We start from the raw sequence: 25272 nt of genomic DNA, 5'->3' as shown, positions 1-25272 counted from the left end.
GGTTTTTCACGCTAGTTCTTGTGACAAAACCTGCAAAGAGGCATAATCCAACATTTACTTCAAGCGGTACGCTGTTTACGTATGCGCTGTCATTAACCCATATAGTTGGATTTTTTACGCTATGATGCGAACTCATTACTGCGGTTCTTTAACCGAAGCTCAAATCGACCAAACCGTAACCTTGTGTGGTTGGGTACATCGTCGCCGTGACCACGGTGGGGTGATCTTCCTGGATATGCGTGACCGTGACGGTCTGGTACAAGTGGTTATCGACCCGGATACCCCAGAAGCATTTGCCACAGCAGATAAAGCTCGTTCTGAATTCGTATTAAAAATTACAGGCCGTGTACGCCGCCGTTATGCGGGTACTGAAAATGCCAATATGGTCAGTGGCCAGATTGAAGTATTGGGCAAAGAAATTGAAGTGCTGGCTCAATCTGAAACGCCGCCATTCCCACTGAATGATGAAAACACCAATATTTCTGAAGAAATCCGTCTGAAATACCGCTTCCTGGACATCCGTCGTCCAGAAATGTTAGAGCGCTTACGTTTCCGTTCTAAACTGACCAACTTGATTCGTAACTACTTCGAAGACAACGGTTTCCTAGACGTTGAAACTCCAATTTTGACTCGTGCAACGCCTGAAGGTGCACGTGACTACCTGGTTCCAAGTCGTGTGTCTAACGGTAGCTTCTACGCACTGCCACAATCACCACAGCTGTTCAAACAGTTATTGATGGTAGGTGGTATTGACCGTTATTACCAAATCGCCAAATGTTTCCGTGACGAAGACTTACGTGCGGACCGTCAGCCAGAATTTACCCAGATCGACGTTGAAACATCGTTCATGAGCGATGATGACATCATGGATCTGATGGAACGTTTGACCGTGAAGATGTTCAAAGAGCTTCTAAACGTTGAATTCGACAAATTCCCGCGTATGACCTATGCCGATGCGATGCGTGACTATGCATCGGACAAACCGGACCTGCGTATTCCGTTGAAACTGATTGATGTTGCAGATTTAATGCAAGACGTTGAGTTCAAGGTATTCGCTGGCCCTGCCAAAGATCCGAAAGGCCGTATTGTGGCACTTCGCGTTCCGGGTGCTGGCTCACTGCCACGTAGTGCAATTGATGAATACACCAAATTCGTGGGCATCTACGGTGCCAAAGGTCTGGCGTATATCAAGGTGAACGAACTTGAAAAAGGTATCGAAGGCCTGCAATCGCCAATCGTGAAATTCATCGAGCCAATCGTGCTGGATCTCTTAAAACGCGTTGGTGCTGAAAATGGTGACATCGTCTTCTTCGGTGCAGATAAAGCCAAAGTTGTAAACGATGCGATGGGCGCGCTTCGTGTCAAGATTGGTCATGACATGAATCTTTCAACGTGCGAATGGGCTCCGCTTTGGGTAGTTGACTTCCCAATGTTCGAAGAAACTGATGATGGCAAATGGACTTCTGTGCATCACCCATTCACGCTGCCAAAATCAAGCGTTGAAGACGTGAAGAACAACCCGGGTGCTGCGCTGTCTGTCGCTTACGATATGGTATTGAACGGCACTGAAATCGGTGGTGGTTCACTGCGTATTCACAACCTGGAAATGCAAAAAGCCATCTTTGAAGCTTTAGGTATTGGTGAAGAAGAAGCTGAAGAAAAATTCAGCTTCTTACTGAATGCTTTACGTTACGGTGCACCTCCACACGGTGGTTTAGCATTCGGTCTGGACCGTTTAGTGATGCTGATGACTGGCGGTGCGTCTATTCGTGATGTGATTGCCTTCCCGAAAACCAAGACTGCTGAATGTCCATTGACTCAAGCACCAGCACCTGTTGAAGCGACTCAACTGCGCGATTTGGGTATTCGCTTACGTGAAAAACCAAAAGCGGAATCTCAAGAATAATAGCTTGTCATTCTAAAGAAGCCCTGCACTTGCGGGGCTTTTTTATTACATTGAGATCACTGCCGAGCAATGGCATAATAACTGCAGTTTTCATTCTTAGGTGATTCAGCGATGGCAATGCGTCCTGCAGTACGTAACCGTGGCATCATGCTTATTGTCTTTTCGATTGTACAATGGCTGTTCATGCGTTATATCTTGGCGAATAACCTGTTTGCGCTTGATACCAATGACCGTATTGTGTATTTCAGCCTGAGTAGTATTATCGGCGCCCTGCTGATTTTTGTCGGACTGATTTATATGGTCTTAAAAGGCAATGCAGATCGACCATAATTGCGCGGACTCTTGCTTGATTCATGTATTCCCTTCTTAAAAATTTCTCCAAACTCCCCCTGCGCTTGATTCAGGTCACCGCCCGATCTGTGGGCTGGTTGCTGTATGTGAGCAACTCCTCCGCCCGACGTGTGACAGAAATTAATTTAAAGTCTGCTTATCCGGAGTTATCTGAATCAGAACGGGAGCAGCTCACAAAGCGCAGCCTAAAAAGCCAATGTATGACCTATGCAGAATCGGTCAAGATTTGGGGTTCTGCACCGGAGTTTGCCCTTGAACAGATCAAGGTCGTGCATGGGGAAGATATTTTTTTAGACGCCCTGCAAAACCCGAATGGGACCTTGGCAGTGGTGCCACATTTTGGCACCTGGGAATTGATGAATGCCTGGGTGAATTTACATACGGCACCGGTCATTATGTATAAACCGAGCAAAAATCCGGATGTAGACCGGTTTATGCTGGAAGCACGGCAGCGTCTTAATGCCACACTGGTACCCACCGATGAAACAGGCGTACGTGCCTTATTTAAGCATTTAAAACAAGGTGGATTTGCCGCAATTTTACCAGATCATGTGCCTAAAGAGTCGGGTGGTATTTATTCACCTTTCTTTGGTCAGAATGCACTTTCCTCTACCTTGCTCTCTAAACTAGCAGCCAAGACCCAGTGTTCAGTGATTGGTTTAAGCTGTTTACGCCGTGAAGATTTAAGTGGCTTTGAGCTGCATGTGCAGACTTTATCGGCAGAAATTAATGCCAAAGACTTACAGCTTTCAGTCGATACGCTTAATAAAGAAATGGAGCGCATGATTAATGTCGCTCCAGAACAGTATTTGTGGGGGTATAAGAGGTTTAGGAAGGTTGAAGGTGGATTTAATCTGTATAAAAGTCAATCATAATCTGCCTATATGATTTTAGAAGTTCCTTTCATAGGGTGATATTTAAATATCACCCATCTAAAAAATTACCCATTATCTTATGAGAACAGACAATTTTCTAAGCAACATGAGCATAGGATAAATGCTCATGTAGGTAATATTTTAAGTCTTTAATCAAACTAAAATTTCATAAATAACGCTAAAAATAGCGTCTTAAGCCTAGCCAGTTTTTATACCAATAAAACAGCTTTGGTCGCTGTAACATTAAGCGCTTCTTCCAGTGAATATGCTGAACTTTATCATTTAAATAATACAAATCTTGCAACATACGCTGTAAAAATTGCATATAGTTCTGAAAGCCCAGTTTCAAATAGTTTTCAAATAAGCCCATAATTAAATGAATATAGACCTCTTGAAAATGAGCTGCATCTCGCTGCTCACGATACAAACTCACACCATATTCTAAACTGCTTAACTGCTTTGGATTAACCTGACAATTGGTAATACTGCTAGGACGATATCTATAAGTCAGCAATGGTTCAGCCAACTCATAAATTAACATGCCTTCACGATACAAAAATGGAATAGAAAGCATATCTTCATATAAATAACCTTTAGGGAAACTAAAGTTTTCCAGTAATTCACGCTTATACACCCTAAGCCATGCATACCATTTATTACGGTGAAACATATTTTTTAGATAGTCTGCATCCGTAAGCACTTTCCCCGTTTGTGGTGCTAATACTAAAGGACGAAGCGTATAAGAACTATCTTCCATTTCAGCATTAAAATGAATTAACTCTGCTTCAGGTTCTTGCTTGATAGCTGTCAAAATCTTTGCGATATAGTCAGAAGCTACAAAATCATCAGAATCTAAGAACGTAATATACTGACCTTGTGAAACAGCATAGCCATTGTTACGTGCCATACTCAAGCCTTGGTTCTCTTGACTTATAATACGAATATTCCCTAGATACTCATGCTCTGCCAAGTAAGCTCTCAATATTTCAATTGAACGATCCTTACAACCATCATCTACGACAACACACTCTACATTGTCCTTCAGCTGAGGTAATAACGATGCAATACAGGCTTCTATATAGTCTTCAACGCCATAGACGGGAATAATAATCGAAAGCACATAAGGATGGCTTGCACTCATTTTTTCTCTACACTCAAATTTAAATATGCAGCTACCGCTGCTTTTATTCGGAATTGTTCTTCTATATGCGCTTTAGGCTGAAATTCACCTTGCGCCAATAATCTTAATTTCTCTGCTAGTGCCTCTACATCTTGTACTGGCACTAAGCACGTCTCAGATAGCACTTCACGTGGCCCAGAAGGACAATCTGTACTAATCACAGGTGTACCTAGTGCTAGTGCTTCCAAAATTGCAATGCTAAAACCTTCAAAATCAGATGAAACCACCATTGCAGTTGCCTGCTCAATATAAGGATATGGGTTCTTTTGAAAGCCAACGAAATGTACACGATCTGCCACACCCAGCTCTTGAGCAAGTCGCTCATTTTCAGCCATCAACTCTCCTGTACCAACCAAAAGTAAAGGTAAATCAATAGGAGCCTTGGCATAGGCACGAATCAAAACATCATGTCGTTTTTGTTGTTTAAATTTACCAACGTTCACCAAATAACGTTCAGGTACATCTGGTTTAAATGCTTTAGCGGCTAGCTGAACTGCTTCAACATCAATTGGATTATAAATTGTGGTGATTTGACTTTGTTCACCAAATATCTGACGAAAATCTTGTTCCACACCCTGACTCACTGCCACACAAGGTTTCGCCAAATAGACTCTAGCTAGTTGCTCTTTAAACTCTGGGGTTAAACGCTCACCATATTCCAAACTGGTGGTGTTATGAATCACCATATGTACATTTGGTAATTGACTACGGGAGAGAATAAAATCGACAGGATATAAATTTGATAAAACCAGATCTGGCTCACCAATATGCTTGCGAACAAAGCGATCAAATGCCTTGGCAGCAAAACCTGCTCGCATAAATTTGGGAATGGCACGAAACTTCTGGTAGTTGAAAAAATGTGTCTTTACACCATCTGGAATGGGTAAATCAATAATATCTTTAAAATAGACCAAATGTGCTTCATGACCGGCATCATTGATGCCTTTAGCTAAAGTTAAGGCAAAACGTTCGGCGCCATTACCCTGCAATGTGAAAATTGCTAGCACTACTTTCTTTTTCATGACTACTCAATCCTGTTGAAATTTTGACTGGTCTAGCCGAATAAAACGTTTTTCTGATTTGAACATCACCTGCAGATAGCGACATGCCATATTCCACTGCCCTAACCATCTGCGTTGCCTAAACTTTCTTTTTTCTGCTAAGGATTTATAGACAGGTTTAAAGTGCTCTGAGCGACCTATTGTAGATTCGAATTTTTCTTTATCAGCCAAACCATAAGCAACCATTTGATCTTCTTGAATTAACGCAGCTGGTTCAACTTGAAAAGCATTTAGCTCATACGTACTAAAAATAAATGCATCCGCTGTTGCAGCAGCATTCTTTTTGGCTTTTTCAAGCAATTTACGAGCCCCACTCGGATATAAAACATATCCTCCCGTACCTGTTCGCTCCTGAAAAAGTTCCAAGACATCATAATTGGTACTTGTAATCTGATAAATAGGTTGTTGACCAACAATTTTTTTACGGCTCCTCACCTCTAAATTGACTAAATCAGGTGAAAAATTCACTGTTGAGTTTTCTAGTTCACTTAAAATTAAGGCAAGATCCTTCACTACAACTGCATCATCTTCAATAATAAGTGCAGGCTTATTTGATTCTTGAACATAACGCCATGCTTTTTTATGACTCAAAAAACATGCTAATTCAACACGTTTTAAGGGTCTTTCCCATCCGAATGCTTCTGCCTCAAATTGAGTGTCACTAATATCATCTGTGGTAACTGCAGCTAAAAACTGAACAGGTAAGCCAATTTTTTTAAATTGTTCTTGTTGAAAGATTCTTCGGTCAACAGAACGCTCTAAATTAATAATTAAAATGTCCATCATTACCACCAGCGTGTTTTTTCACGTGTATGTCTTTCTTTAAATCTTAAGTAGACATTTTCATTAGGCTTTTGTTGTAAACGATCAAAAATTTCCAATACAATTTGACCCAGAATATGCGCACCACAGACATCATTTAGACGCCATCTCATATTACGCAAAGTATCATCAGTGCCGACTACAAAAGCTGATGTACCGTCAAATAAAGCATATCGTTGCTGTTGTAAATGTGCACGATGATCTGCGTTTTCTTGCATCTGATGATCGCATAAGAAACGCTCTGTTTCTTGAAGTTTTAAAGTGTTAATTAACACAACTGCATTCATCAAAATCGCTTTTAGAACTGAATCATCATCTAAATCAATGAACGTATCACAAGCTGAAACTAACCAGCGTGTATTCAGAGAACTTAATAAAAAATCACGCTCCGCAAGCCATAAAGCTTTGAACTTAGCATAGTTGGCTGCGGTATCGACTTCACGACGAATGAGCACAATTAGACTGGCATGATAGTGATTAAGAGCTGGCTGCCCAACAAATTCGTCTTTTAACTGTTCAATATGTTGTTGCAAATCTTTGGCTGAACCATGCGTATAGCGCGTTTCATCACCTTCAATGATTTGTTGTTTCAAAGCGTCAAGATCTACACCATCAAACTGTGCATAAACTTGACCAGCGCCAAAACGGCGCTGATGTCGACTAAACGAGAACCATTGTTCAAATTTACTTTTTTTTCTTGGCGGCATTCATCACTTCCAATTTTACGCCGCGGGCTTATTGCCACGCATCTTTAATCCACTGACTTGGTAATACATAGCGATACCATTTTCCCCCACCGCCATGAATTGCATCTGGTGGATTAATTTCCCCATGGAAAATAATAATTTTGGCACCTTCCGGTTTCACTGGCGGCTTAAAATAGGCCATCGGAATCTTTTGCAGACAATGATATTTATAGCTTTTACACCAGCTCTCTGGCCAGTAGCTTAATTTTTTCTCCTGATCGACATACCAAGACAAATACGCCTGCTCATTACGGAATTTCTGACGGATCTCATCAAAATGCTCACGGAAATACGGCAATAATCCCGGAAAAGCACCAAGTTTAAAACGATAGACCGAACTGTTGCCGGTAATTCGCCATGGACGTTTCCAGTCATGAATAATCAGAAAATCACCCGGATGGGTAAAAAATGCATCGATATTGTCGACAATGACCACATCTAAATCCAGGAATAGCGCATTGCCTGTCAAGCCATATAAATCTGGCTCAAACGTCGACAGCTTGTTCCAGCCACGCTCAGGCGCACCTTCTGGCAAAGCCAGCGGCGGGATCGGAAAACATTCCACTTCCGGATTAATGCCTTCAGTACGGTCAGTCAGGCAGACCATTTTAAAGTCGACTGTGGTATGGCGTTTGACCATATTGTACAAACGGTTAACGTATTCCGAACCGTATTTGGTTCCCCATTTCATGCACAGAACAACATTCTGTTCCTGCATTAAAGAAGATTGAGAGTTCATCTCTGTTTCATGTAAAGCCATGCCGCATGATCCACCTGAGCAATGGCGCCATCATATCACAGAGTTACAAATTAGCAGAATGGCTGCAAAGAAAAGCCACTGCAAAATAACTGTCAGAAAAGCGTCATCGAACTTGCACATTCAAGATGCAGATTAGAACTCATCGCAGAACAACAATAGATTATGAAAATTAGTATTGTCGGTACCGGCTATGTTGGCCTTTCCAATGCCATGATTTTTGCACAGCAGCATGAAGTGGTGGCGCTCGATATCATTCCTGAAAAAGTCGAACTGCTGAATTATGGCATTTCTCCCCTGCAAGACCCTGAAATTAGCGACTTCCTGAAAAATAAAGACCTGAATTTTAAAGCCACCCTGCATCAGGCCGATGCCTATCAGGATGCCGATTATGTGATTATCGCCACGCCGACCGATTACGATCCACAGACCAATTATTTTAATACCGACAGTGTCGAAAGCGTGATTCAGGATGTACTGTCAATTAATCCCTGCACCACCATGATCATCAAATCCACCGTTCCGGTCGGGTTTACCGAAAAAATCAAACAGAAATATCGTAGTGGAAATATTATTTTTTCACCGGAATTTTTGCGTGAAGGCAAAGCCCTGCATGACAACCTGTATCCATCACGGATTATTGTCGGAGAGCAGTCAGAGCGTGCCCGACTGTTTGCCGATATGCTACTCGAAGGCGCCATCAAAAAAGACTGCCCGGTACTTTTTACCGGTTCCACCGAAGCCGAAGCCATCAAGCTGTTTGCCAACACCTATCTGGCTATGCGCGTGGCCTATTTCAATGAACTGGACACCTATGCACAGCTGTTTCAGCTGGATACCCGACAGATTATTGATGGGGTTTGTCTGGATCAGCGGATTGGCAAATATTATAACAATCCGTCCTTTGGCTACGGCGGCTACTGCCTACCCAAGGACACCAAGCAGCTGCTGGCCAACTATCACAATGTACCGAGCAATTTAATTCAGGCCATTGTCGATGCCAATGCCACCCGTAAAGATTTTATTGCCCAGTCCGTCCTGCAACGCAACCCGAAAGTGGTCGGTATTTACCGTCTGGTCATGAAAAGTGGTTCAGATAACTTTAGGGCATCGGCCATTCAGGGCGTGATGAAACGCATCAAAGGCCGTGGCGTGGAAGTGGTGATTTACGAGCCGACCTTGCAGGAAGATGAATTCTTTCACTCCAAAGTTATGCAGGATCTGAATGAATTTAAACACTATAGCGATGTGATTGTTGCCAATCGCCAGTCCGATGAACTGGCGGATGTGCTGGAGAAAGTCTATAGCCGCGATATTTTTGGTATGGATGATTAAGAACATTTTCCCAGCCAATAAAAAAGGACTCAGCTGAGTCCTTTTTTACAGTTTGCACTTATTTTACATAAGTTAACCAGTGTGCATATTTCGGATCTTTGCCCTGCACTGCATCAAAGTAGGCTTTCTGGATTTGCGTGGTGATTGGACCACGGACACCTTCACCAATCTGACGGTCATCGTATTCACGGATAGGCGTTACTTCTGCAGCCGTACCCGTAAAGAAGGCTTCATCGGCAATATAGAATTCGTCACGGGTAATACGGCGCTCAACCACGTCATAACCCAAGTCTTTAGCAATGGTAATGATGGATTGACGGGTAATCCCATCCAGCGCACCACCAGCGATATCTGGGGTATGAATCACACCATCTTTAACCAGGAATACGTTTTCGCCCGAACCTTGGCACACATAACCTTGTGGATCCAGCAGCATGGCTTCGTCATAACCTGAATGCGCCACTTCCTGATGGGCCAGAATCGACAGCGTATAGTTACCAGACGCTTTGGCTTTACACATGGTCACGTTTGGATGATGGTGGGTAAATGATGAGGTTTTTACGCGAATACCCTTCGCCATTGCTTCTTCACCCAAGTAAGCACCCCAGCTCCACGCTGCAACCACGGCATGAATAGTGTTATCTGTTGCCGCAATACCGAGTTTTTCAGAACCAATAAAGATGATTGGACGTAAATAGCAAGATGCCAGTTTATTTTCACGCACCACATCAATTTGTGCTTGCTCTAAAGTTGCCTGATCAAACGGCACTTTCATTTGATAAATTTTTGCAGAATTTAACAAACGCTTTGTGTGCTCTTTTAGACGGAAAATAGCCGTTCCATTCGGGGTTTCATAGGCACGGACACCTTCAAACACACCCATGCTGTAATGCAGGGTATGGGTCAACACGTGAGTTTTGGCCTCACGCCAGTCAACCAGTTGTCCATCTTGCCAAATAAAACCATCACGATCAGCCAAATTCATGCCATAAACTCCAATTTTTCACAATTATTCACTCTCCAGCGCAAATGCTGCAGCTGGATCAATCAGTCTTTGCCATAACTTGCAAACGGTCATTCGGGTATCGTGCCAGTCGCTTGCAGACACTTGCATGGATTGATTTGCAAGGGCTAAGCGGTGGCTCTCTGCGCGTTCACGGAGATAAGCTTGAATCAGAGCAGTCGCATCGTTGCTGGATAAGCAACCTGTCTTTGCGGCATCCTCAAGGATTCGTACATTGTCGGAGTAATGGGCGAGATCTTTATTCGTCCCACTCCACGCTAACACCGCATACTGTGCCATAAATTCGATATCAACGATACCACCTGCATCCTGTTTTAAATGAAAAATTCCATCTTTTTTTTGCTCATTTGATGAACCGAGATGGTCTTTCATCTTCTGGCGCATTTTCAGCACTTCGGCACGCACATGCGCCTGTTCACGCGGCTGGGTCAAAATCCGGCAGCGTAGCTGTTCAAACTTGTCCCGAAGGCAGCGTTCACCGGCAATACTGCGCGCGCGCACCAATGCCTGATGCTCCCACAGCCAGGCACTTTTTAGCTGATAATGCTCAAACGCTTTCAGGCTGGTGACCAGTAATCCCGCTTCACCAGAGGGTCGTAAACGAGTATCGACTTCATAAACGCGGCCATCTAAAGTCTGGGTGGTCATCAATGACACAAACTTTTGCCCCACCCGCATCGCAAACTCAAAACCGCTGATGGGTTTAAGCCCGTCGGTATCGGCCTGTTCATCCATATAATGAATAAAGACCAGATCCAGATCTGAGCCATAACCGAGCTCAATCCCGCCTACCTTGCCATAACCAATCACGGTAAAAGCCATATGATCCAGCGTACAGCGCTGGCCTTCAGCATCCAGCGGGAAACCATGTTTTTTCGCGGTAATCTGATAAGCCAGATGCAAAGCAGCATTGACTGACACTTCGGCAATATCGGTGAGCGCATCGGAAACTTTCATCAGCGGACTTTCGGCCAGCACATCACTGGCTGCCACTGCCAGTACATTGGATTTTTTAAACAGGCGCAGTACCCGCATCTGGTCTTCGACCTGATCGACTTCAATCCGCAGCAATTGCTGACGCAAGGAATCTTCCAGATCCTGACGTTTCGGCAATTCAAAATCCATCGACAGGAATTCATCCAGCAGCACCGGATAATGGGTCAGCTCTTCACAAATCCATGGACTGACAGTGGCCATTTTCACCAGACGTTGTAGTGCGCCCTTGCTTTCAATCAGCATCACCAGATACACGGTACGGCGCATCACCGATTCCACCAGTGGCATCAGCCGTACCAGCGCGACTTGTGGCATATCTGACTGCAACACCGCTTCAACCAGATGCGGCCAGAAGGTTTTCAGACGCTGCACCGCTTTGGCCGGTAATTTTTTCAGCGCATGTCCATACCAGAATTCATGCACCAGATTTTTAGCCTGATCATCCAGCACCTCATTCAGGCGCTGTTCCAACTGGCTAAAGCTTTCGACCAGCGAGTCTGGTTCTTTTTCTTTAATTAAATGCTCAAACTGATAGATGACCTTGGCGCGTTTTTCATCTAGAAAAGCCATAAAATCTGGCCAGCTCGCAAAACCTAAAGTGCTGATCAAACGCTGACGCAATTCTGGCTCGGTCGGTAAGGACTGGGTTTGCTGGTCATTCAGCGCCTGAATCGCATGTTCAACCCGGCGCAGAAATAAATAGGCATCTTCCAGCTCGGCCACGGCTTTGCTGTCCAGCAATTCAGCTTCATCCAGATGATTCAGGCTGACCAGACATTGCCGGTCTTGTAGCTCCAGCTTGGACCCGCCATAAATCAGTTGAAACACCTGCACAATAAACTCAACTTCACGAATCCCGCCAGCGCCGAGTTTAATATCATCTTCCAGATGACGACGCTGCACTTCGCGCTCAATCATGGCCTTCATTTCACGCATGGCTTCAAAGGCAGTGTAATCAACATATTTGCGGAATACGAACGGCCGGGTCATCTCCAGCAGTTCATCCCCTTCTTTGCCTCCGGTGACAATGCGTGCCTTGATCCAGGCATAGCGTTCCCATTCACGGCCGTGCTGGCTTAAATATTTTTCCAGCGCCACATGGCTAATCGCTAGGGCCGAACCATCGCCCCAGGGACGCAAACGCATATCAACCCGGAACACAAAGCCATCGGCGGTGATATGGTCGAGCAGATAAATCAGCTTCTGTCCCCATAAAATACAGAACTGCTGCACATCAATACATTTACGGCCGTTGGTTTCGCCCTGCTCATCGAAGGCAAAAATCAGGTCAATATCGCTGGATAAATTCAGTTCCTGCGCGCCATGTTTACCCATGGCAATTACGATCAGGTCCTGCACCTTGCCGTTATAGCCTACCGGCTCGCCATGCTTGGCCACCAAGGGAGCCCGGGCAAATTCTTTGGCTGCTGTTACACAGACATCGGCGAAATCGGACAGTTCACGGGTCAGGGTGACCACATCGGTTAACTGGTTGGCATCTTGCCAGATCCAGCGAAACATCAGCCGGGCACGTAAAATCCGCAGACTACGCATCCACTCGGTTTCATCCTGAATATCCTGCAAGGTCGTTTGCACGGTGTGCTGAATCTGCTGGGTGCTTAAAGGGGTTAAAAACCGGTCAACTGCATAATCTTGTTCTAAGAGGGGTTGGTGCTTGGCCAATACCTGTTCTGCATATTGGCTGGCACCTAAGGTTTTGCGCAATTGTTCCGTATTCATTCACACACCCAAAGCTGACTGTTTTTTCTAGTTATATCAGGAGTCTGGCTAGAGAGGAAAAGAAAATTGCGTTTTCTACATTTTTACTTTTTCGAACTGTATATCTTCCGGCATTAAAGCCTGATGCGCGCTGGTGGCCTGCGGCAAGGTCACAATAAAGGTGGTTCCCTCGCCTTCATTAGACTCCACTACAATTTCACCTTTGTTCAGGTCAACAAAACGCTTACACAGTACCAAGCCCAAACCAGTACCTTTTTCACCGGCTGTACCTTTGCTACTGGCCGTGACCGCAGCCTGGAATAGCTGCTCCATTTGCGACTGGCTCATGCCCAGACCGGTATCCTGAATATAGATGTGCACGCCATCGTCTGCCTGTTCGGCGCGTAAAGTTACCTTGCCGGTACCATCTGTCGGGGTGAATTTCAGCGCATTCGACACCAGGTTCTGGATAACCGAAGTAATCATATTAATGTCGGCATAGACTTTAATATCATCATCAATCTGGTTAATCAGCTGAATATTCTTTTTCACCGCCAGACTGTTCAGCACATCGCAGACAATTTTCGACGACTGTTGCAGCTTGAAGTTAATTGGATGATAGATAAAGCGGCCGCCCTCTGCCATGGCCCAATTCAACAGGCTTTCCAGCAGGTTATAGGTCGATTGCGCAGTATCATATAAATAGTCGGCAATATTCTGCACACTGGAATCATCTAGCGTTTCGCGTTCTTGTGCCAGAACTTCGGAAAAACCGAGCAAGCCATGAAACGGCGCTCTTAAGTCATGCGCAATAATCTGGAAAAACTTGGTTTTACTAAAATTCAGCGCGGCCTGCTGCTCATACATTTCTTTTAGTTCAGCATGCTCGGCTTTTAACTCCAGATAATTCACCAGGTTAGTTGCCAGATCACTGAGAATTTCAATCGCCTGTAGCGAAAAAGGCTGCTCGTTCTGGTCGAAAAACAGAATCTGTCCAATCGAGCGACCATCGGACATTTTCAGATCAAAGGCCATAAAGCGTTTTGCTTCTACGCCTAAAGAGCCAAGACGCTCAACCAGTTGTATATAGTGAGGATGCTCTGTATGAATGCAGTCTTGGCCATCAAACAGTTCGACAATCTGGATATGATCGGGTGCAATAAAGGCTTTAAAACAGTCCTGATGGGCATACCATAAATAGGGTTCGCCCTCGAAGGCCAGCGCGGAACGCTCTACCCTTAAAATTTTACGGGCAGAGGATAAAAAACGCTCAATCTGATTGGTGGCAGTAAATACCCCCAATAACAGAGACAACCTGCATGCACTCAGCTGTTCAGTTTCTGAACCTATTTCAAGCAACTGCAACTTCATATCTGCTCATCCGAGATCCATTCTTATAGAATATTTAGGCCATTTTTAAAGCCGATTGCTCAGCCCGGTTAACAAACTTTAACAGAGAATATAACACCAAACCCAAAAGAATAAACCAAACTCCCTCATTAATTTGTAACCTGAAAAAATTTTAACAAAAGGTATATTCCAATTACACTTATTAAATAAATTCCCTACTTTTTGTTTATCTCTTTTTAAACAGCAAACTACTTTAACTGATTTTGGTTAAAAATAAATTGGCACATTTTTATACACTTTTTTTTCAGTGTGGTAATAAGTATGATTTCTTTAAACTCATCGGATTTTTAAGAGAATTTCCGGGTTAATTTTCACCGGACGACGGGATCAGCACGTTACTTTAGTTTTACATATTCTGTTCATGTTTTTGGACGATAATATATCCGCCTGATCAGTGAATCGTCATCACATGATCAATCTGTCTTATTGGTATTGAAAAAATCAGGTTAATCATTCAAATCTAATACGCAGATGTGCTGGATGGAATGATCGAGTTTGAAGGAAAAAAGGCGGCTCTTTGAGTGTTTTTCTTCCCCAAACAGGCAAGTGTGGATTCAAATCAGGCACAAATATCACGAATTAAAATGCATCATTTTTCAGCGAAATGTCGTTATCACGGATATTACGTTGACTGAAAAGGCTTGAGGGTCGATACTCTCAAGGTTTTACTTAAGCAAACCGGTTCGCAGGGGCTGATTCATCACTTTCACCCCCTCAAAACTCAATCAACGCAAGGGGCTATATATGGCTGGTGGAAAGTCAACCATCATTTACACACTGACTGACGAGGCGCCATTACTGGCGACTTATTCGCTGCTGCCGATTATTGAGACCTTTACTAAGCCGGCCGGCGTAGAGATCGTTAAAAGTGACATCTCCGTGGCCGCACGCGTGCTCGCAGAATTTTCTGACTACCTCACCGACGAGCAAAAGGTCACTGACAACCTCGCAGAGCTAGGTCGTCTTACACAAGATCCAGATACGAACATCATCAAACTTCCAAACATCAGTGCTTCTGTTGCTCAGTTGACTGCATGTATCAAAGAACTTCAGTCTAAAGGCTATGCGGTTCCTGATTACCCTGAAAACCCGACCACTGAGGAAGAAAAGGCAATCAAGACCCGTTATGGCAAATGCCTGGGCTCTGCAGTAAACCCGGTATTACGTGAAGGTAACTCTGACCGTCGCGCACCAACTGCAGTAAAGAACTACGCGAAGAAAAACCCGCACTCAATGAGCGAGTGGAAACAGTGGTCACAAACTCACGTTTCTCACATGGACGAAGGCGACTTCTACCATGGCGAAAAGTCCATGACTTTAGACCGCGCGCGTAACGTGAAAATGGAACTGATCACCAAGTCAGGTGAAACCATTGTTCTGAAGCCAAAAGTTGCGCTGCAAGACGGTGAAATCATCGACTCGATGTTCATGAGCAAAAAAGCGCTTTGCGACTTCTATGAAAAAGAATTGGATGACTGTAAAGAAGCCGGCATCCTGTTCTCTTTACACGTAAAAGCGACCATGATGAAAGTTTCACACCCGATCGTATTCGGTCACTGTGTGAAAATTTACTACAAAGATGCTTTCGAAAAACATGGCAAACTGTTCGACGAGTTAGGCATTAATGTCAATAATGGTATGGCCGGTCTTTACGAGAAGATCGAAACCCTGCCAACTTCTTTACGTGAAGAAATCATCGAAGACCTGCACGCGTGTCAAGAACACCGTCCTGCACTGGCGATGGTGGATTCTGCAAAAGGCATCACTAACTTCCACTCTCCGAACGACGTAATTGTTGACGCATCTATGCCAGCAATGATCCGTTCTGGCGGTAAAATGTGGGGTGCTGACGGCAAGCCTTACGACTGTAAAGCAGTAATGCCAGAATCGACTTTCGCGCGTATTTACCAGGAAATGATCAACTTCTGTAAATGGAATGGTAACTTCGACCCACGTACCATGGGTACTGTGCCTAACGTTGGTCTGATGGCGCAAAAAGCGGAAGAATACGGTTCACACGACAAGACTTTCGAAATTCCTGAAGCGGGTGTTGCCAACATCACGGATCTGGAAACAGGTGAAGTGTTGATGTCTCAAAACGTGGAAGAAGGCGACATCTGGCGTATGTGTCAGGTGAAAGATGCACCAATCCGCGACTGGGTGAAACTGGCTGTTACACGTGCACGTAACTCTGGTATGCCAGCTATCTTCTGGTTAGACCCGTACCGTCCACACGAAAATGAACTGATCAAGAAAGTACAAAAATACCTGAAAGATCACGATACAGACGGTTTAGACATCCAGATCATGTCACAAGTCCGTGCAATGCGTTATACGCTTGAGCGCGTTGCTCGTGGCCTGGATACCATTTCTGTAACCGGTAACATCTTACGTGACTACCTGACTGACCTGTTCCCGATTATGGAACTAGGTACATCTGCGAAGATGCTGTCAATCGTGCCGTTAATGGCTGGTGGCGGTATGTACGAAACAGGTGCTGGTGGTTCTGCGCCGAAACACGTACAACAGCTGGTTGAAGAAAACCACTTACGTTGGGATTCTTTAGGTGAGTTCCTGGCACTGGCGGTATCTCTAGAAGAGCTTGGCATTAAAGAAGACAACGCGAAAGCGAAACTTCTGGCGAAGACTTTAGATGCTGCAACAGGCAAGCTGCTGGACAACGACAAGTCTCCATCACGTCGTACTGGCGAGCTGGACAACCGTGGCAGCCACTTCTACCTGGCAAAATTCTGGGCAGAAGAACTTGCTGCACAAGACGAAGATGCTGAACTGAAAGCGAAATTTGCTCCACTTGCACAAGCTTTAGCTGCAAATGAAGAGAAAATCGTGGCTGAACTTGCAGAAGTCCAAGGCAAATCAGTAGATATCGGCGGTTACTACGCGGTAGATCAAACGAAAGTAAATGCCGTGATGCGTCCAAGCGAAACCTTGAATGCAACGCTGGCTTCATTACAAGCTTAAATTGAATTTGACTGACCTTTGTTAGTCAGCTCATAAAAAAACCGGTGCTAAGGCGCCGGTTTTTTATGTTTAATACCATTAGATTAACAAGCGATCAGGGATGAATTTAACCATTCAGTGATGCCGTAAAAGGTGGAGCTATTTACTTATATCTTGATAGGTATCTTGATTATTCATCCTTTCCACGTTACGACACCCGAACATTTTTTAGAATAATCTGATTCTTCTTATTTTTCAGGCAATAAAAAACCCCAAGTCTGAATATGCTTGGGGTTCTTTAGAATCTGTGGTCCCGAGGGTCGGAGGTTTTGTAATTTTAGCCATCTGATTTCACCATGAAAAACAAGGGAAAATCAGGTACTCATTTAGGGACTTATTTGCCAGAATGACCACCTGAAATCAGGCTAATGAAGTCATTGAGTTTTGAACGAATGGTTAACGCAGATTATTTATTTTAAACAATAAAAAAAGGCTCTAAGTCTTAATGTGCTTAGAGCCTTTTTAGGTAACTGGTCCCGAGGGTCGGACTCGAACCGACACGTCATCTCTGACAGCGGATTTTGAGTCCGCCGCGTCTACCAATTTCACCACCTCGGGAAGGTGTTGATGCGTATAATAAACTGTTTCACCCGCTTGTCAACGCTCGCCTCCCATATTTGTTTAAAAATAAATCAACCCGATTTTTTTTGTCTTATAATTAGGCAATTTCAGCGATAAAACCAAAAAACGCATATACTACGCCCAATCCTGTTATTGTTTTGCGCATTTATTTAACCATGCAACTTTCTGATTTTAATTTCGATCTCCCTGATGAACTGATTGCCCGTTACCCGCTGGAACAGCGCAGCGCCTCACGCCTGCTGCATGTCAATGCCGAAGGTCAGTATCAAGACCATCAATTTACCGATCTTGTCGACTTACTTGAAGCTGGCGATGTGCTGGTCTTAAATGACACCAAAGTCATGAAAGCTCGCCTGAGAGGGAAACGTGCTACCGGTGGTGCTGTGGAAGTGCTGGTCGAACGCATGCAAGATCAGTTTATTGCGCATTGTCATATTAAAGCCAGCAATTCTCCAAAAGCCGGTGCTGAACTCTTCATTGGTCCAGATGAAGTGAAAGTCACGGTACAAGGCCGGCATGAGAACCTGTTTATTGTCGAGTTTTCCCAGCCCATTCTAGAGGTGCTGGATCGCTACGGCGCCCTGCCCATTCCGCCGTACTTTAACCGTGAAGCAGAAGCGATTGATACCGAACGCTATCAAACTGTATTTAATGATCCAACCAAACTGGCCAGTGTTGCCGCCCCGACTGCCAGCCTGCATTTTGATGCCGAACTGCTGGCCAAGCTTGAAGCCAAAGGCATTCAAAAAACCTTTGTAACCTTGCACGTGGGCGCTGGAACCTTCCTGCCGGTACGCACCACTGATATTGAAAACCATATCATGCACAGCGAATGGTGTGATGTACCAGCCGCCGCTGTGGAGATGATCCAGCAGGCCAAAGCACGTGGCAATAAAGTCATTTCAGTTGGTACCACAGCCACCCGTGCGGTCGAAAGTGCAGCACAGGCACATGGCGGCACACTGGCCGCCTGGACCGGTGATACCCAGATTTTCATTTATCCGGGCTATAAATTTAAAGTGGTGGATCGTTTGATCACCAATTTCCACTTGCCTGAATCAACCCTGCTGATGCTGGTGTCAGCCCTGTCGAGTCGTGAAAATATCATGCGTGCCTATCAACATGCGGTGGCTCAGCGTTACCGCTTTTTCAGTTATGGCGATGCCATGCTGATTGATCAGGCCCACAGCTAGAGCACTGTCCCATGCCAATCGAGAATATTCAGCACAGCATTCATATTCGCCGCAAGAAGAATCAGCTGGTGTGGAATAATCTCGCCCGGCTCTGGGAAATTGGTGCACAAGCCAAATCCCAGCAGGAACTGCTTGACCGGCTGCATCCCTGGAATGCCCCGATCAGCCTGCGTTTTGAAAACAAGCTGCCAATTTTGCTTGGCATCATCGGCCTGATACTGATCCTGCTGTTCTGGCTGGCCCCGGCGCACTGGGCCTTGCAGCTGTGTCTGCTGCTGGGAGGCCTTTTGATCTTTGGTGCGTTTCTCTGTTATGAATCCAGCCGCCCAATCACCAATGCCATTCAGGAACTGGAGCAACAGGCACTGGCGCTCAAGTATCAGTTGGCCTTTAACAGCATTCCCCGGCATGAACAGATCATCTTCCAGCCGGTCCGTTTTATTGCGCAAATCAAACAGCTGTTTCCGCTGTTCCAGCAAGGCAATCTCAGCAATGACATTCGCCGCTATGCTCTGACCCACTGGCAGGATGAACAGGGCCAGACCCATCAGGTGATGCTGTTTGAATACCGCTATGTCTCTGAAATTCAGGTCCAAGACCAGAATGGCAACAAAATGCGGCTCAAAGAAATTGAAAAATTCCTGTGGGGTGCCATTGTCTTTGGGGTCGAGTTACAGGGACTGGCGCTCAGCTCGCAGCGCAAAAGCTTTGCCTACCCCTATACCCAGCCGTGGCATACCAGTGATATTCAGATTAACCGGCAGTTAAACATCTATGGCACCGATACCCACCAGATGGCCCGGCAGCTGACTCCGGCGGTGGTGCTGAAACTGGCCAATTTCCTGAACGCGCAGCCCGGCGATCTGCTGTTTCATCCTGAACAGAAAATCCTGTGCTATGTAGGTAGCCAGAACCTGTTTCAGGCCAGCAGCAACTATAAAACCATTCAGGATATTTCGGCTTTACGTGGACATCTGCGTACATTTAAATTACCGTATCTAGAACAATTACAACGCCATTTGCTGCAGCTTTTATAAATTTGGACGTGGGGAGATTTCTATGGGATTGATGATTTTTCTGGCTATTATTCTGGCCGTGCTGATTATCGGGATTCTGATTCGCAACAATATTGTGCGTTATCACAATGCCAGTATTCGTGCCTGGGCTGATGTCACCAGTTATGAGCGCCAGAAAGTCAAGATTCTGGAACAGCTGATTCCAGTGGTGGAGCAATATTCCAGTTTTGAACAGGGCACGCTGGCCAAAGTGACTGAACTGCGCCAGAACGTGTTAAACCTGAAACTGGACAGTACCGACAGCGCCCAGCTGCAACATATTGAGCGTTTGAGTAAAGAGCTGCTGCACAACCTAAACGTGGTGGTCGAGAACTATCCTGAGCTGAAAGCCAATGACATCTATTTAAAAATGATGCACGAAATTGAAGAACAGAATGAAAATGTCGGTGCTGCGATTACCATTTTTAACCGCAATGTCGAGCTGTTTAATAACCAGATTCAGATTTTCCCAAACAACATCATTAACACCTTAACTTTGGGCAAAAAAGCCATTCGCCCGTTCCGTGATCCAAGCATGCAGCAAGGCTTTGAGTATCGCCCGAATTTTTAAAACCAAGATGACCTCTTGATTCAATGTCAAACCGCCTGTCATGATTACAGCGAGATTTCTCCCACGCAGATGACATCCGGTTGACATTTGGCTGTGCTTTGTCACAATCAGAACACTGAGCAAAATATCAATAACAGCTCAGGCATTACCACAGCATGATTAAAAATAAAAAAGTTAGTCCCGACCATGTTAGAACATCTGCAGAGCTTTCAAGCGGCGCTCATTCACGAGTTTTTTCAACTCTATGAGCAGTATGAACAGGACCATATTTATGCCTGCGCCTTGGTGCTGAATGAATATCTGGGTTTTGAATATCTGGCCATTTCCACCCGGCGCAGCCTGTTTAGCGAGCAGGAAGATCCGGCTCAGTACCTGTCAGACCATGACAAATGGTCAGTCCAGAAATGGCGCTATCGCAGCCAGCCACATCAGCAGCATTTGAATCAGTTTAAACGCCTGTTCACAGACTATTTCCAGAAGCGCCATATCTTTGGGCATCCACTGGCCCAGCAGCGTGACTCCGAGCAACAGAACCATCTACAGGTTTTGCTGAATATGTTTCAGCAAGCCCGACACGCCTTGTCGAATGCCTATGGATTGGACCTGAGTTCAATGGTGTTTTTTATGCAGGTGGCCAAACAGCCACAAATGACAGCGGACTCTGCACGGCTGCTGAATACGCAGAGCCCCTTACTGGCAGAATTTCTGGCCCATCAACAGCGCCCTGCTCTGCTGGATGCTTCATCCCATCCACCGGCGATAAAACTGCAACAGATTGATAAAGACCTGCTGATTGATCTGGCGCAGCTGCTGGAAATTGAACCCTATGATTATCTGGAAATAGCCCACGCCGCCTATTTGCTGACGCTGGAACCGGGATTTATTGACAGCAATCTGTATATCCAGCGTCTGATTCACTCGATTGCCGCCATGGACAGTAATGAACAGGGCCTGTTTGCCCTCCCGAAAGATGAAATTCAGCAACGGATTCAGCAGTTTTATGCCATGTAATTGCCATGATTTTCCTCCACAATATTTACCCAAGAAAACGCATCAAAACTAGCAATTCACAGCAGAATCTAGGAAAATGATGAACTTTTAGCGCAAACAATCAGCGAACTGTTTTTTCGCCTTGATTTGGAATCTGTATGAAGTTTGAAAAATTAGGCCAATCGGGTCGCGCCCGTCGTGGTCGTTTAACTCTTGAACATGGTGTGGTGGAAACCCCTGTGTTTATGCCTGTCGGCACCTATGGCACCGTTAAAGGCATGCTCCCGCGTGATATTGAAGACATTCAAGCACAAATTATTTTAGGCAACACCTTCCATCTGTATTTGCGTCCAGGTCTGGATGTCATTAAAGAACATGGTGGCCTGCACGAATTCATGAAATGGGACAAGCCGATTCTGACCGATTCTGGCGGTTTCCAGGTCTTTAGTCTGGGTGCCATGCGCAAGATTAAAGAAGAAGGCGTTACTTTCCGTTCACCAATTGACGGCTCCAAAGTATTCCTTTCTCCAGAAATTTCCATGGAAATCCAGAAGGTTCTGAACTCAGACATCGTCATGATTTTTGATGAATGTACGCCGTATCCAGCGACCCATGAAGAAGCACAGAAATCTTTACAGCTGTCGTTACGCTGGGCCAAACGCTGTAAAGAACATCATCACAATGTCCTTGAAAATAAAAATGCCCTGTTCGGGATTATTCAGGGCGGGATGTATGAAGATTTACGTGATGAGTCTTTAAATGGTCTGCTAGAAGTCGGTTTTGATGGTTATGCCATTGGCGGTCTGTCAGTCGGTGAACCAAAAGAAGAAATGATCAAGGTACTGGATTATCTGCCGAACAAAATGCCGGAAGATAAACCACGTTACCTGATGGGTGTCGGCAAACCGGAAGATATTGTGGAAGGTATTCGCCGCGGGGTGGATATGTTTGACTGCGTAATGCCAACCCGGAATGCCCGTAATGGTCATTATTTCGTGACCGATGGTCTGGTACGGATTCGTAACAGCAAATACCGTCATGACCAGAGCCCGCTCGATCCGCACTGTGACTGTTATACCTGCAAGAACTTTACCCGCGCCTACCTGTTCCATCTGGAAAAATGCGGCGAGATGCTCGGTTCAATGCTCGGTACCATCCACAACCTGCGCTATTACCAACGCTTTACCCAAGATATCCGTAATGCCTTGGACAATGGCACTTTTGATGACTTTGTACAGGACTTTTATGCCCGTCGCGGTCTGGATGTGCCGCCTTGTCCGCAAGATTAATCTTTTCAGTATTTGCGCTGAAGAAAAAGACAGGGTAAATTGCAGAACAAGTCAATTTATTATCAATGTTATTGATTCCAGTTTTTAGTTTAGGAAAATGAAATGAGCCTTTTTATTTCTACTGCTCACGCAGCAGGTGAAGCTGCACAACAACCAAGTATGGTTGCTAACCTTTTGATGATTGCAGTATTTATTGCAATTTTCTACTTCCTGATTTGGCGCCCGCAATCAAAACGTGCCAAAGAACACCGTGCCCTGATCGACAGCCTGGGCGTAGGCAGTGAAGTGGTGTTTGCTGGTGGCCTGATGGGTAAAATCACCAAACTTGAAGGTGATTTTGCAGTGGTTGAACTGAACCGCGGCGTAGAAGTAAAAATTCAGCGTGCCAGTGTGATTTCAGTTCTGCCTGAAGGCACATTAAACAACCTTTAATCAAAAATTAGTCGTGCGCCCGCACGACTTTTTCATTTTAAGAAGAAAATTAAATGCGTTACCCAGCATGGAAATATCTACTCATCCTTGTGGTTCTAGTGGTGAGTACATTATATGCCCTGCCAAGTTTGTATCCAGATGAACCTGCGGTTCAGATTTCTGGGGCCAAAGCCGGTACCCAAATTGACCAAAGCATCGTACAAAAAGCAGAGCAAATTCTAAAATCAGAAAATATTGCCAGCCATGACAACAGCTTTACCAATAACGCAGCCCTGTTGCGTCTGGACTCAAGCGAAGCACAGCTTAAAGCCAAAGATGCATTACGTCAGGGCTTGGGTGATGATTATGTCGTGGCCCTCAACCTGGCGCCAACCACTCCTGAATGGCTACAGAAAATTGGCGCCAAGCCAATGAAACTGGGTCTGGACTTGCGTGGTGGTGTTCACTTCCTGCTGGAAGTGGATATGGACAAGGCCATCAGCCAGCGCTTGGAAACCTCTGCGACTGACCTGCGTCGCCAACTGCGCGACAACAAGCTGAAATTCAACAGCCTGTCTTTGAATAACAACACCATTACCGTGCAGTTCGCTAACAATGATGACCGCTCAGCCGTAATGGACTTCTTGCGCCGTAACGGTAACGAGTTTAACCAGCAGGCACTGGCCACCACAGATGGTGCCATGTTGCGCCTGACCTATACCGACACGCGCAAGCAGGAAATTGAATCCTATGCCGTGAACCAGAACTTGACCACGCTACGTAACCGTATTAACGAGTTAGGTGTGGCCGAAGCGCTGGTCCAAACCCAAGGCAGCAACCGTATTGTGGTGGAATTGCCGGGTGTACAGGATACCGCTGAAGCCAAGCGTGTTCTGGGTCGTACTGCGAACCTGGAATTCCGTCTGGTCTCTGACCTGAATGATCAGCACATTGACCCGTATACCGGTCAGCTCAGCAGTCAGACCTTACCACCGGGCACTGAAGCCTTTGCCTTTGAATCACTCGACAGTGGCCGTCAGTTGCTGCTGAACCGTAGCCGTATTTTAACCGGTGAGCGCGTACAGAATGCATCGAGTGGCTTTAGTCAGGATACTGGCGGCGCCGAGGTAAACATTACCCTCGACTCTGCAGGCGGCAAGCTGATGGCAGACGCGACCCGTAATGCGGTCGGCAAACGTATGGCGGTACTGTTCATTGAGAACAAGCAGCGCATCAGCTATGTAACTGATCCGGAAACCGGCGTCCAGACTGAAGTGCGTACCCCATACACCGAATCAGTCGTGATTAACGCCGCAACCATTCAGGCGGTATTAGGTTCACAGTTCCGGATTACCGGTCTGGATTCACCGCAAGAAGCGGCTGAACTGGCACTGATGTTACGTGCCGGTGCCCTGGCTGCGCCAATGTACTTCGTTGAAGAACGTGTGATTGGTCCTAGTCTGGGTCAGGAAAATATCGACAAGGGCGTAACCTCGACCCAGATCGGTTTTATTCTGGTTGCGATCTGGATGGTGGTGTTCTTCCGTCTGTTTGGTGTGATTGCCAACTTCGCGCTGGTATTTAACCTGGCGATGATCCTGACAGTGATGTCATGGATTGGTGCTTCTTTAACCTTGCCAGGTATTGCCGGTATCGTGATTACCATTGGTATGGCGGTCGATGCCAACGTCCTGATCTGTGAGCGGATACGGGAAGAGATCAAATGGGGGGCCTCACCCAAACAGGCCATCGTAGCCGGTTATGACCGGGCCTATAACACCATTTTCGACTCGAACTTAACCACCTTCCTGGTGGCGTTCATTCTGTTCGCGATTGGTACCGGTCCGATTAAAGGCTTCGCCGTGACCCTAATGATTGGTATTGTCTGCTCGATGTTTACGGCCATTACCGTAACCCGTGCGATTGTACAGATCATTTATGGCAAACGCCGTAACCTGAAAAAGTTGAGCATTTAAGG

20 protein-coding genes and 1 tRNA gene are annotated in these 25272 nt (G+C 45.5%); 12 read left to right on the top strand and 9 right to left on the bottom strand.

All coding sequences use genetic code 11. From position 1 onward, the window contains the following. The first annotated feature begins 121 nt into the window (after positions 1-121). From aspS to FTU86_RS09425, 3 genes are all read left to right on the top strand, one after another. Positions 122-1906, top strand: coding sequence for an aspartate--tRNA ligase (gene aspS, locus FTU86_RS09435; RefSeq protein ID WP_104473612.1), 1785 nt, complete (start codon positions 122-124; stop codon positions 1904-1906). Positions 1907-2017: 111 nt separating this feature from the next. Continuing rightward, positions 2018-2236 (top strand): hypothetical protein, encoded by a 219-nt coding sequence (locus FTU86_RS09430; protein ID WP_005180031.1) that lies wholly within the window; start codon positions 2018-2020, stop codon positions 2234-2236. 23 nt (positions 2237-2259) lie between these two features. Continuing rightward, a complete protein-coding gene (locus tag FTU86_RS09425; RefSeq protein ID WP_104510309.1) occupies positions 2260-3132 on the top strand; it encodes a lysophospholipid acyltransferase family protein in 873 nt (290 codons plus the stop codon). Between the two features lie 178 nt (positions 3133-3310). Here the strand turns inward: FTU86_RS09425 and FTU86_RS09420 are convergent, their stop codons facing one another. The 5 genes from FTU86_RS09420 to FTU86_RS09400 are packed head-to-tail and all read right to left on the bottom strand — an operon-like array spanning position 3311 to position 7701. Continuing rightward, complete coding sequence (locus FTU86_RS09420; RefSeq protein ID WP_104510308.1) at positions 3311-4273, bottom strand: glycosyltransferase; 963 nt, start codon at positions 4271-4273, stop codon at positions 3311-3313. Then, positions 4270-5334, bottom strand: a complete 1065-nt coding sequence (locus FTU86_RS09415; protein ID WP_104510306.1) for a glycosyltransferase — start codon at positions 5332-5334, stop codon at positions 4270-4272. The genes FTU86_RS09420 and FTU86_RS09415 overlap by 4 nt, the downstream gene beginning before the upstream one ends. Before the next feature lie 6 nt (positions 5335-5340). Next, positions 5341-6156, bottom strand: coding sequence for a glycosyltransferase family 25 protein (locus FTU86_RS09410; RefSeq protein ID WP_225876374.1), 816 nt, complete (start codon positions 6154-6156; stop codon positions 5341-5343). 2 nt (positions 6157-6158) lie between these two features. Then, positions 6159-6902: a hypothetical protein gene (locus FTU86_RS09405; protein WP_168399043.1), complete on the bottom strand. Its 744-nt coding sequence runs from the start codon at positions 6900-6902 to the stop codon at positions 6159-6161. Positions 6903-6930: 28 nt separating this feature from the next. Next, positions 6931-7701, bottom strand: a complete 771-nt coding sequence (locus FTU86_RS09400; RefSeq protein ID WP_228154394.1) for a glycosyltransferase — start codon at positions 7699-7701, stop codon at positions 6931-6933. A 162-nt stretch (positions 7702-7863) separates the two neighbouring features. Between FTU86_RS09400 and FTU86_RS09395 the strand changes: the two genes are divergently transcribed. Continuing rightward, positions 7864-9033: a nucleotide sugar dehydrogenase gene (locus FTU86_RS09395; protein ID WP_104498923.1), complete on the top strand. Its 1170-nt coding sequence runs from the start codon at positions 7864-7866 to the stop codon at positions 9031-9033. A 58-nt stretch (positions 9034-9091) separates the two neighbouring features. Here FTU86_RS09395 and FTU86_RS09390 read toward each other — a convergent pair whose 3' ends face one another. The 3 genes from FTU86_RS09390 to FTU86_RS09380 all read right to left on the bottom strand — a co-directional run bounded on the left by FTU86_RS09390 (position 9092) and on the right by FTU86_RS09380 (position 14143). Next, on the bottom strand, positions 9092-10018 hold the full coding sequence (locus FTU86_RS09390) for a branched-chain amino acid transaminase (protein WP_005180046.1): 927 nt from the start codon (positions 10016-10018) through the stop codon (positions 9092-9094). A 24-nt stretch (positions 10019-10042) separates the two neighbouring features. Beyond that, on the bottom strand, positions 10043-12793 hold the full coding sequence (gene glnE / locus FTU86_RS09385; RefSeq protein WP_180006612.1) for a bifunctional [glutamate--ammonia ligase]-adenylyl-L-tyrosine phosphorylase/[glutamate--ammonia-ligase] adenylyltransferase: 2751 nt from the start codon (positions 12791-12793) through the stop codon (positions 10043-10045). A gap of 75 nt (positions 12794-12868) precedes the next feature. Further along, entirely contained in the window at positions 12869-14143 is a 1275-nt protein-coding gene (locus FTU86_RS09380; RefSeq protein ID WP_180048492.1) for a GAF domain-containing sensor histidine kinase, read from the bottom strand. 783 nt (positions 14144-14926) lie between these two features. Here FTU86_RS09380 and FTU86_RS09375 point away from each other — a divergent pair. After that, on the top strand, positions 14927-17164 hold the full coding sequence (locus FTU86_RS09375; protein ID WP_180006611.1) for an NADP-dependent isocitrate dehydrogenase: 2238 nt from the start codon (positions 14927-14929) through the stop codon (positions 17162-17164). A 510-nt stretch (positions 17165-17674) separates the two neighbouring features. Here FTU86_RS09375 and FTU86_RS09370 read toward each other — a convergent pair. Next, positions 17675-17761, bottom strand: a tRNA-Leu gene (locus FTU86_RS09370). A gap of 179 nt (positions 17762-17940) precedes the next feature. On the opposite strand from FTU86_RS09370, the gene queA reads away from it, so the two are divergent. The 7 genes from queA to secD all read left to right on the top strand — a co-directional run bounded on the left by queA (position 17941) and on the right by secD (position 25270). Then, positions 17941-18978 carry a tRNA preQ1(34) S-adenosylmethionine ribosyltransferase-isomerase QueA gene (gene queA / locus FTU86_RS09365; RefSeq protein ID WP_180048493.1) on the top strand — a complete coding sequence of 346 codons (1038 nt, stop codon included), beginning with the start codon at positions 17941-17943 and terminating at the stop codon, positions 18976-18978. An 11-nt stretch (positions 18979-18989) separates the two neighbouring features. After that, entirely contained in the window at positions 18990-20015 is a 1026-nt protein-coding gene (locus FTU86_RS09360) for a hypothetical protein (protein WP_104487901.1), read from the top strand. 22 nt (positions 20016-20037) lie between these two features. Then, on the top strand, positions 20038-20604 hold the full coding sequence (locus tag FTU86_RS09355; protein ID WP_104472048.1) for a LemA family protein: 567 nt from the start codon (positions 20038-20040) through the stop codon (positions 20602-20604). Between the two features lie 186 nt (positions 20605-20790). Then, positions 20791-21615: a DUF4303 domain-containing protein gene (locus FTU86_RS09350; RefSeq protein ID WP_180048494.1), complete on the top strand. Its 825-nt coding sequence runs from the start codon at positions 20791-20793 to the stop codon at positions 21613-21615. 137 nt (positions 21616-21752) lie between these two features. Then, the gene (gene tgt / locus FTU86_RS09345; RefSeq protein WP_045796613.1) at positions 21753-22883 is read left to right on the top strand and encodes a tRNA guanosine(34) transglycosylase Tgt; all 1131 of its coding nucleotides are present in this window, start codon (positions 21753-21755) and stop codon (positions 22881-22883) included. 102 nt (positions 22884-22985) lie between these two features. Then, positions 22986-23315 (top strand): preprotein translocase subunit YajC, encoded by a 330-nt coding sequence (yajC, locus tag FTU86_RS09340; protein ID WP_005180065.1) that lies wholly within the window; start codon positions 22986-22988, stop codon positions 23313-23315. A 53-nt stretch (positions 23316-23368) separates the two neighbouring features. Beyond that, positions 23369-25270 carry a protein translocase subunit SecD gene (gene secD / locus FTU86_RS09335; RefSeq protein ID WP_180048495.1) on the top strand — a complete coding sequence of 634 codons (1902 nt, stop codon included), beginning with the start codon at positions 23369-23371 and terminating at the stop codon, positions 25268-25270. Positions 25271-25272 lie beyond the last annotated feature (2 nt).

It is taken from the genome of Acinetobacter sp. YH12155 (assembly GCF_013418255.1).
GTDB classification, from domain to species: domain Bacteria; phylum Pseudomonadota; class Gammaproteobacteria; order Pseudomonadales; family Moraxellaceae; genus Acinetobacter; species Acinetobacter indicus.
This window is presented reverse-complemented; position numbering and strand designations above follow the sequence as displayed.

Excerpts from the sequence above, each read along its gene's own strand:
- aspS (WP_104473612.1), top strand. The coding sequence starts at position 122 with ATGATGCGAACTCATTACTGCGGTTCTTTAACCGAAGCTCAAATCGAC.
- FTU86_RS09350 (WP_180048494.1), top strand. The coding sequence starts at position 20,791 with ATGTTAGAACATCTGCAGAGCTTTCAAGCGGCGCTCATTCACGAGTTT.
- secD (WP_180048495.1), top strand. The coding sequence starts at position 23,369 with ATGCGTTACCCAGCATGGAAATATCTACTCATCCTTGTGGTTCTAGTG.
- FTU86_RS09410 (WP_225876374.1), bottom strand. The coding sequence starts at position 6,156 with ATGGACATTTTAATTATTAATTTAGAGCGTTCTGTTGACCGAAGAATC.
- FTU86_RS09360 (WP_104487901.1), top strand. The coding sequence starts at position 18,990 with ATGCCAATCGAGAATATTCAGCACAGCATTCATATTCGCCGCAAGAAG.
- FTU86_RS09390 (WP_005180046.1), bottom strand. The coding sequence starts at position 10,018 with ATGAATTTGGCTGATCGTGATGGTTTTATTTGGCAAGATGGACAACTG.
- glnE (WP_180006612.1), bottom strand. The coding sequence starts at position 12,793 with ATGAATACGGAACAATTGCGCAAAACCTTAGGTGCCAGCCAATATGCA.
- FTU86_RS09375 (WP_180006611.1), top strand. The coding sequence starts at position 14,927 with ATGGCTGGTGGAAAGTCAACCATCATTTACACACTGACTGACGAGGCG.
- yajC (WP_005180065.1), top strand. The coding sequence starts at position 22,986 with ATGAGCCTTTTTATTTCTACTGCTCACGCAGCAGGTGAAGCTGCACAA.
- FTU86_RS09425 (WP_104510309.1), top strand. The coding sequence starts at position 2,260 with ATGTATTCCCTTCTTAAAAATTTCTCCAAACTCCCCCTGCGCTTGATT.
- FTU86_RS09430 (WP_005180031.1), top strand. The coding sequence starts at position 2,018 with ATGGCAATGCGTCCTGCAGTACGTAACCGTGGCATCATGCTTATTGTC.
- tgt (WP_045796613.1), top strand. The coding sequence starts at position 21,753 with ATGAAGTTTGAAAAATTAGGCCAATCGGGTCGCGCCCGTCGTGGTCGT.
- FTU86_RS09395 (WP_104498923.1), top strand. The coding sequence starts at position 7,864 with ATGAAAATTAGTATTGTCGGTACCGGCTATGTTGGCCTTTCCAATGCC.
- FTU86_RS09405 (WP_168399043.1), bottom strand. The coding sequence starts at position 6,902 with ATGCCGCCAAGAAAAAAAAGTAAATTTGAACAATGGTTCTCGTTTAGT.
- FTU86_RS09415 (WP_104510306.1), bottom strand. The coding sequence starts at position 5,334 with ATGAAAAAGAAAGTAGTGCTAGCAATTTTCACATTGCAGGGTAATGGC.
- queA (WP_180048493.1), top strand. The coding sequence starts at position 17,941 with ATGCAACTTTCTGATTTTAATTTCGATCTCCCTGATGAACTGATTGCC.
- FTU86_RS09400 (WP_228154394.1), bottom strand. The coding sequence starts at position 7,701 with ATGGCTTTACATGAAACAGAGATGAACTCTCAATCTTCTTTAATGCAG.
- FTU86_RS09420 (WP_104510308.1), bottom strand. The coding sequence starts at position 4,273 with ATGAGTGCAAGCCATCCTTATGTGCTTTCGATTATTATTCCCGTCTAT.
- FTU86_RS09380 (WP_180048492.1), bottom strand. The coding sequence starts at position 14,143 with ATGAAGTTGCAGTTGCTTGAAATAGGTTCAGAAACTGAACAGCTGAGT.
- FTU86_RS09355 (WP_104472048.1), top strand. The coding sequence starts at position 20,038 with ATGGGATTGATGATTTTTCTGGCTATTATTCTGGCCGTGCTGATTATC.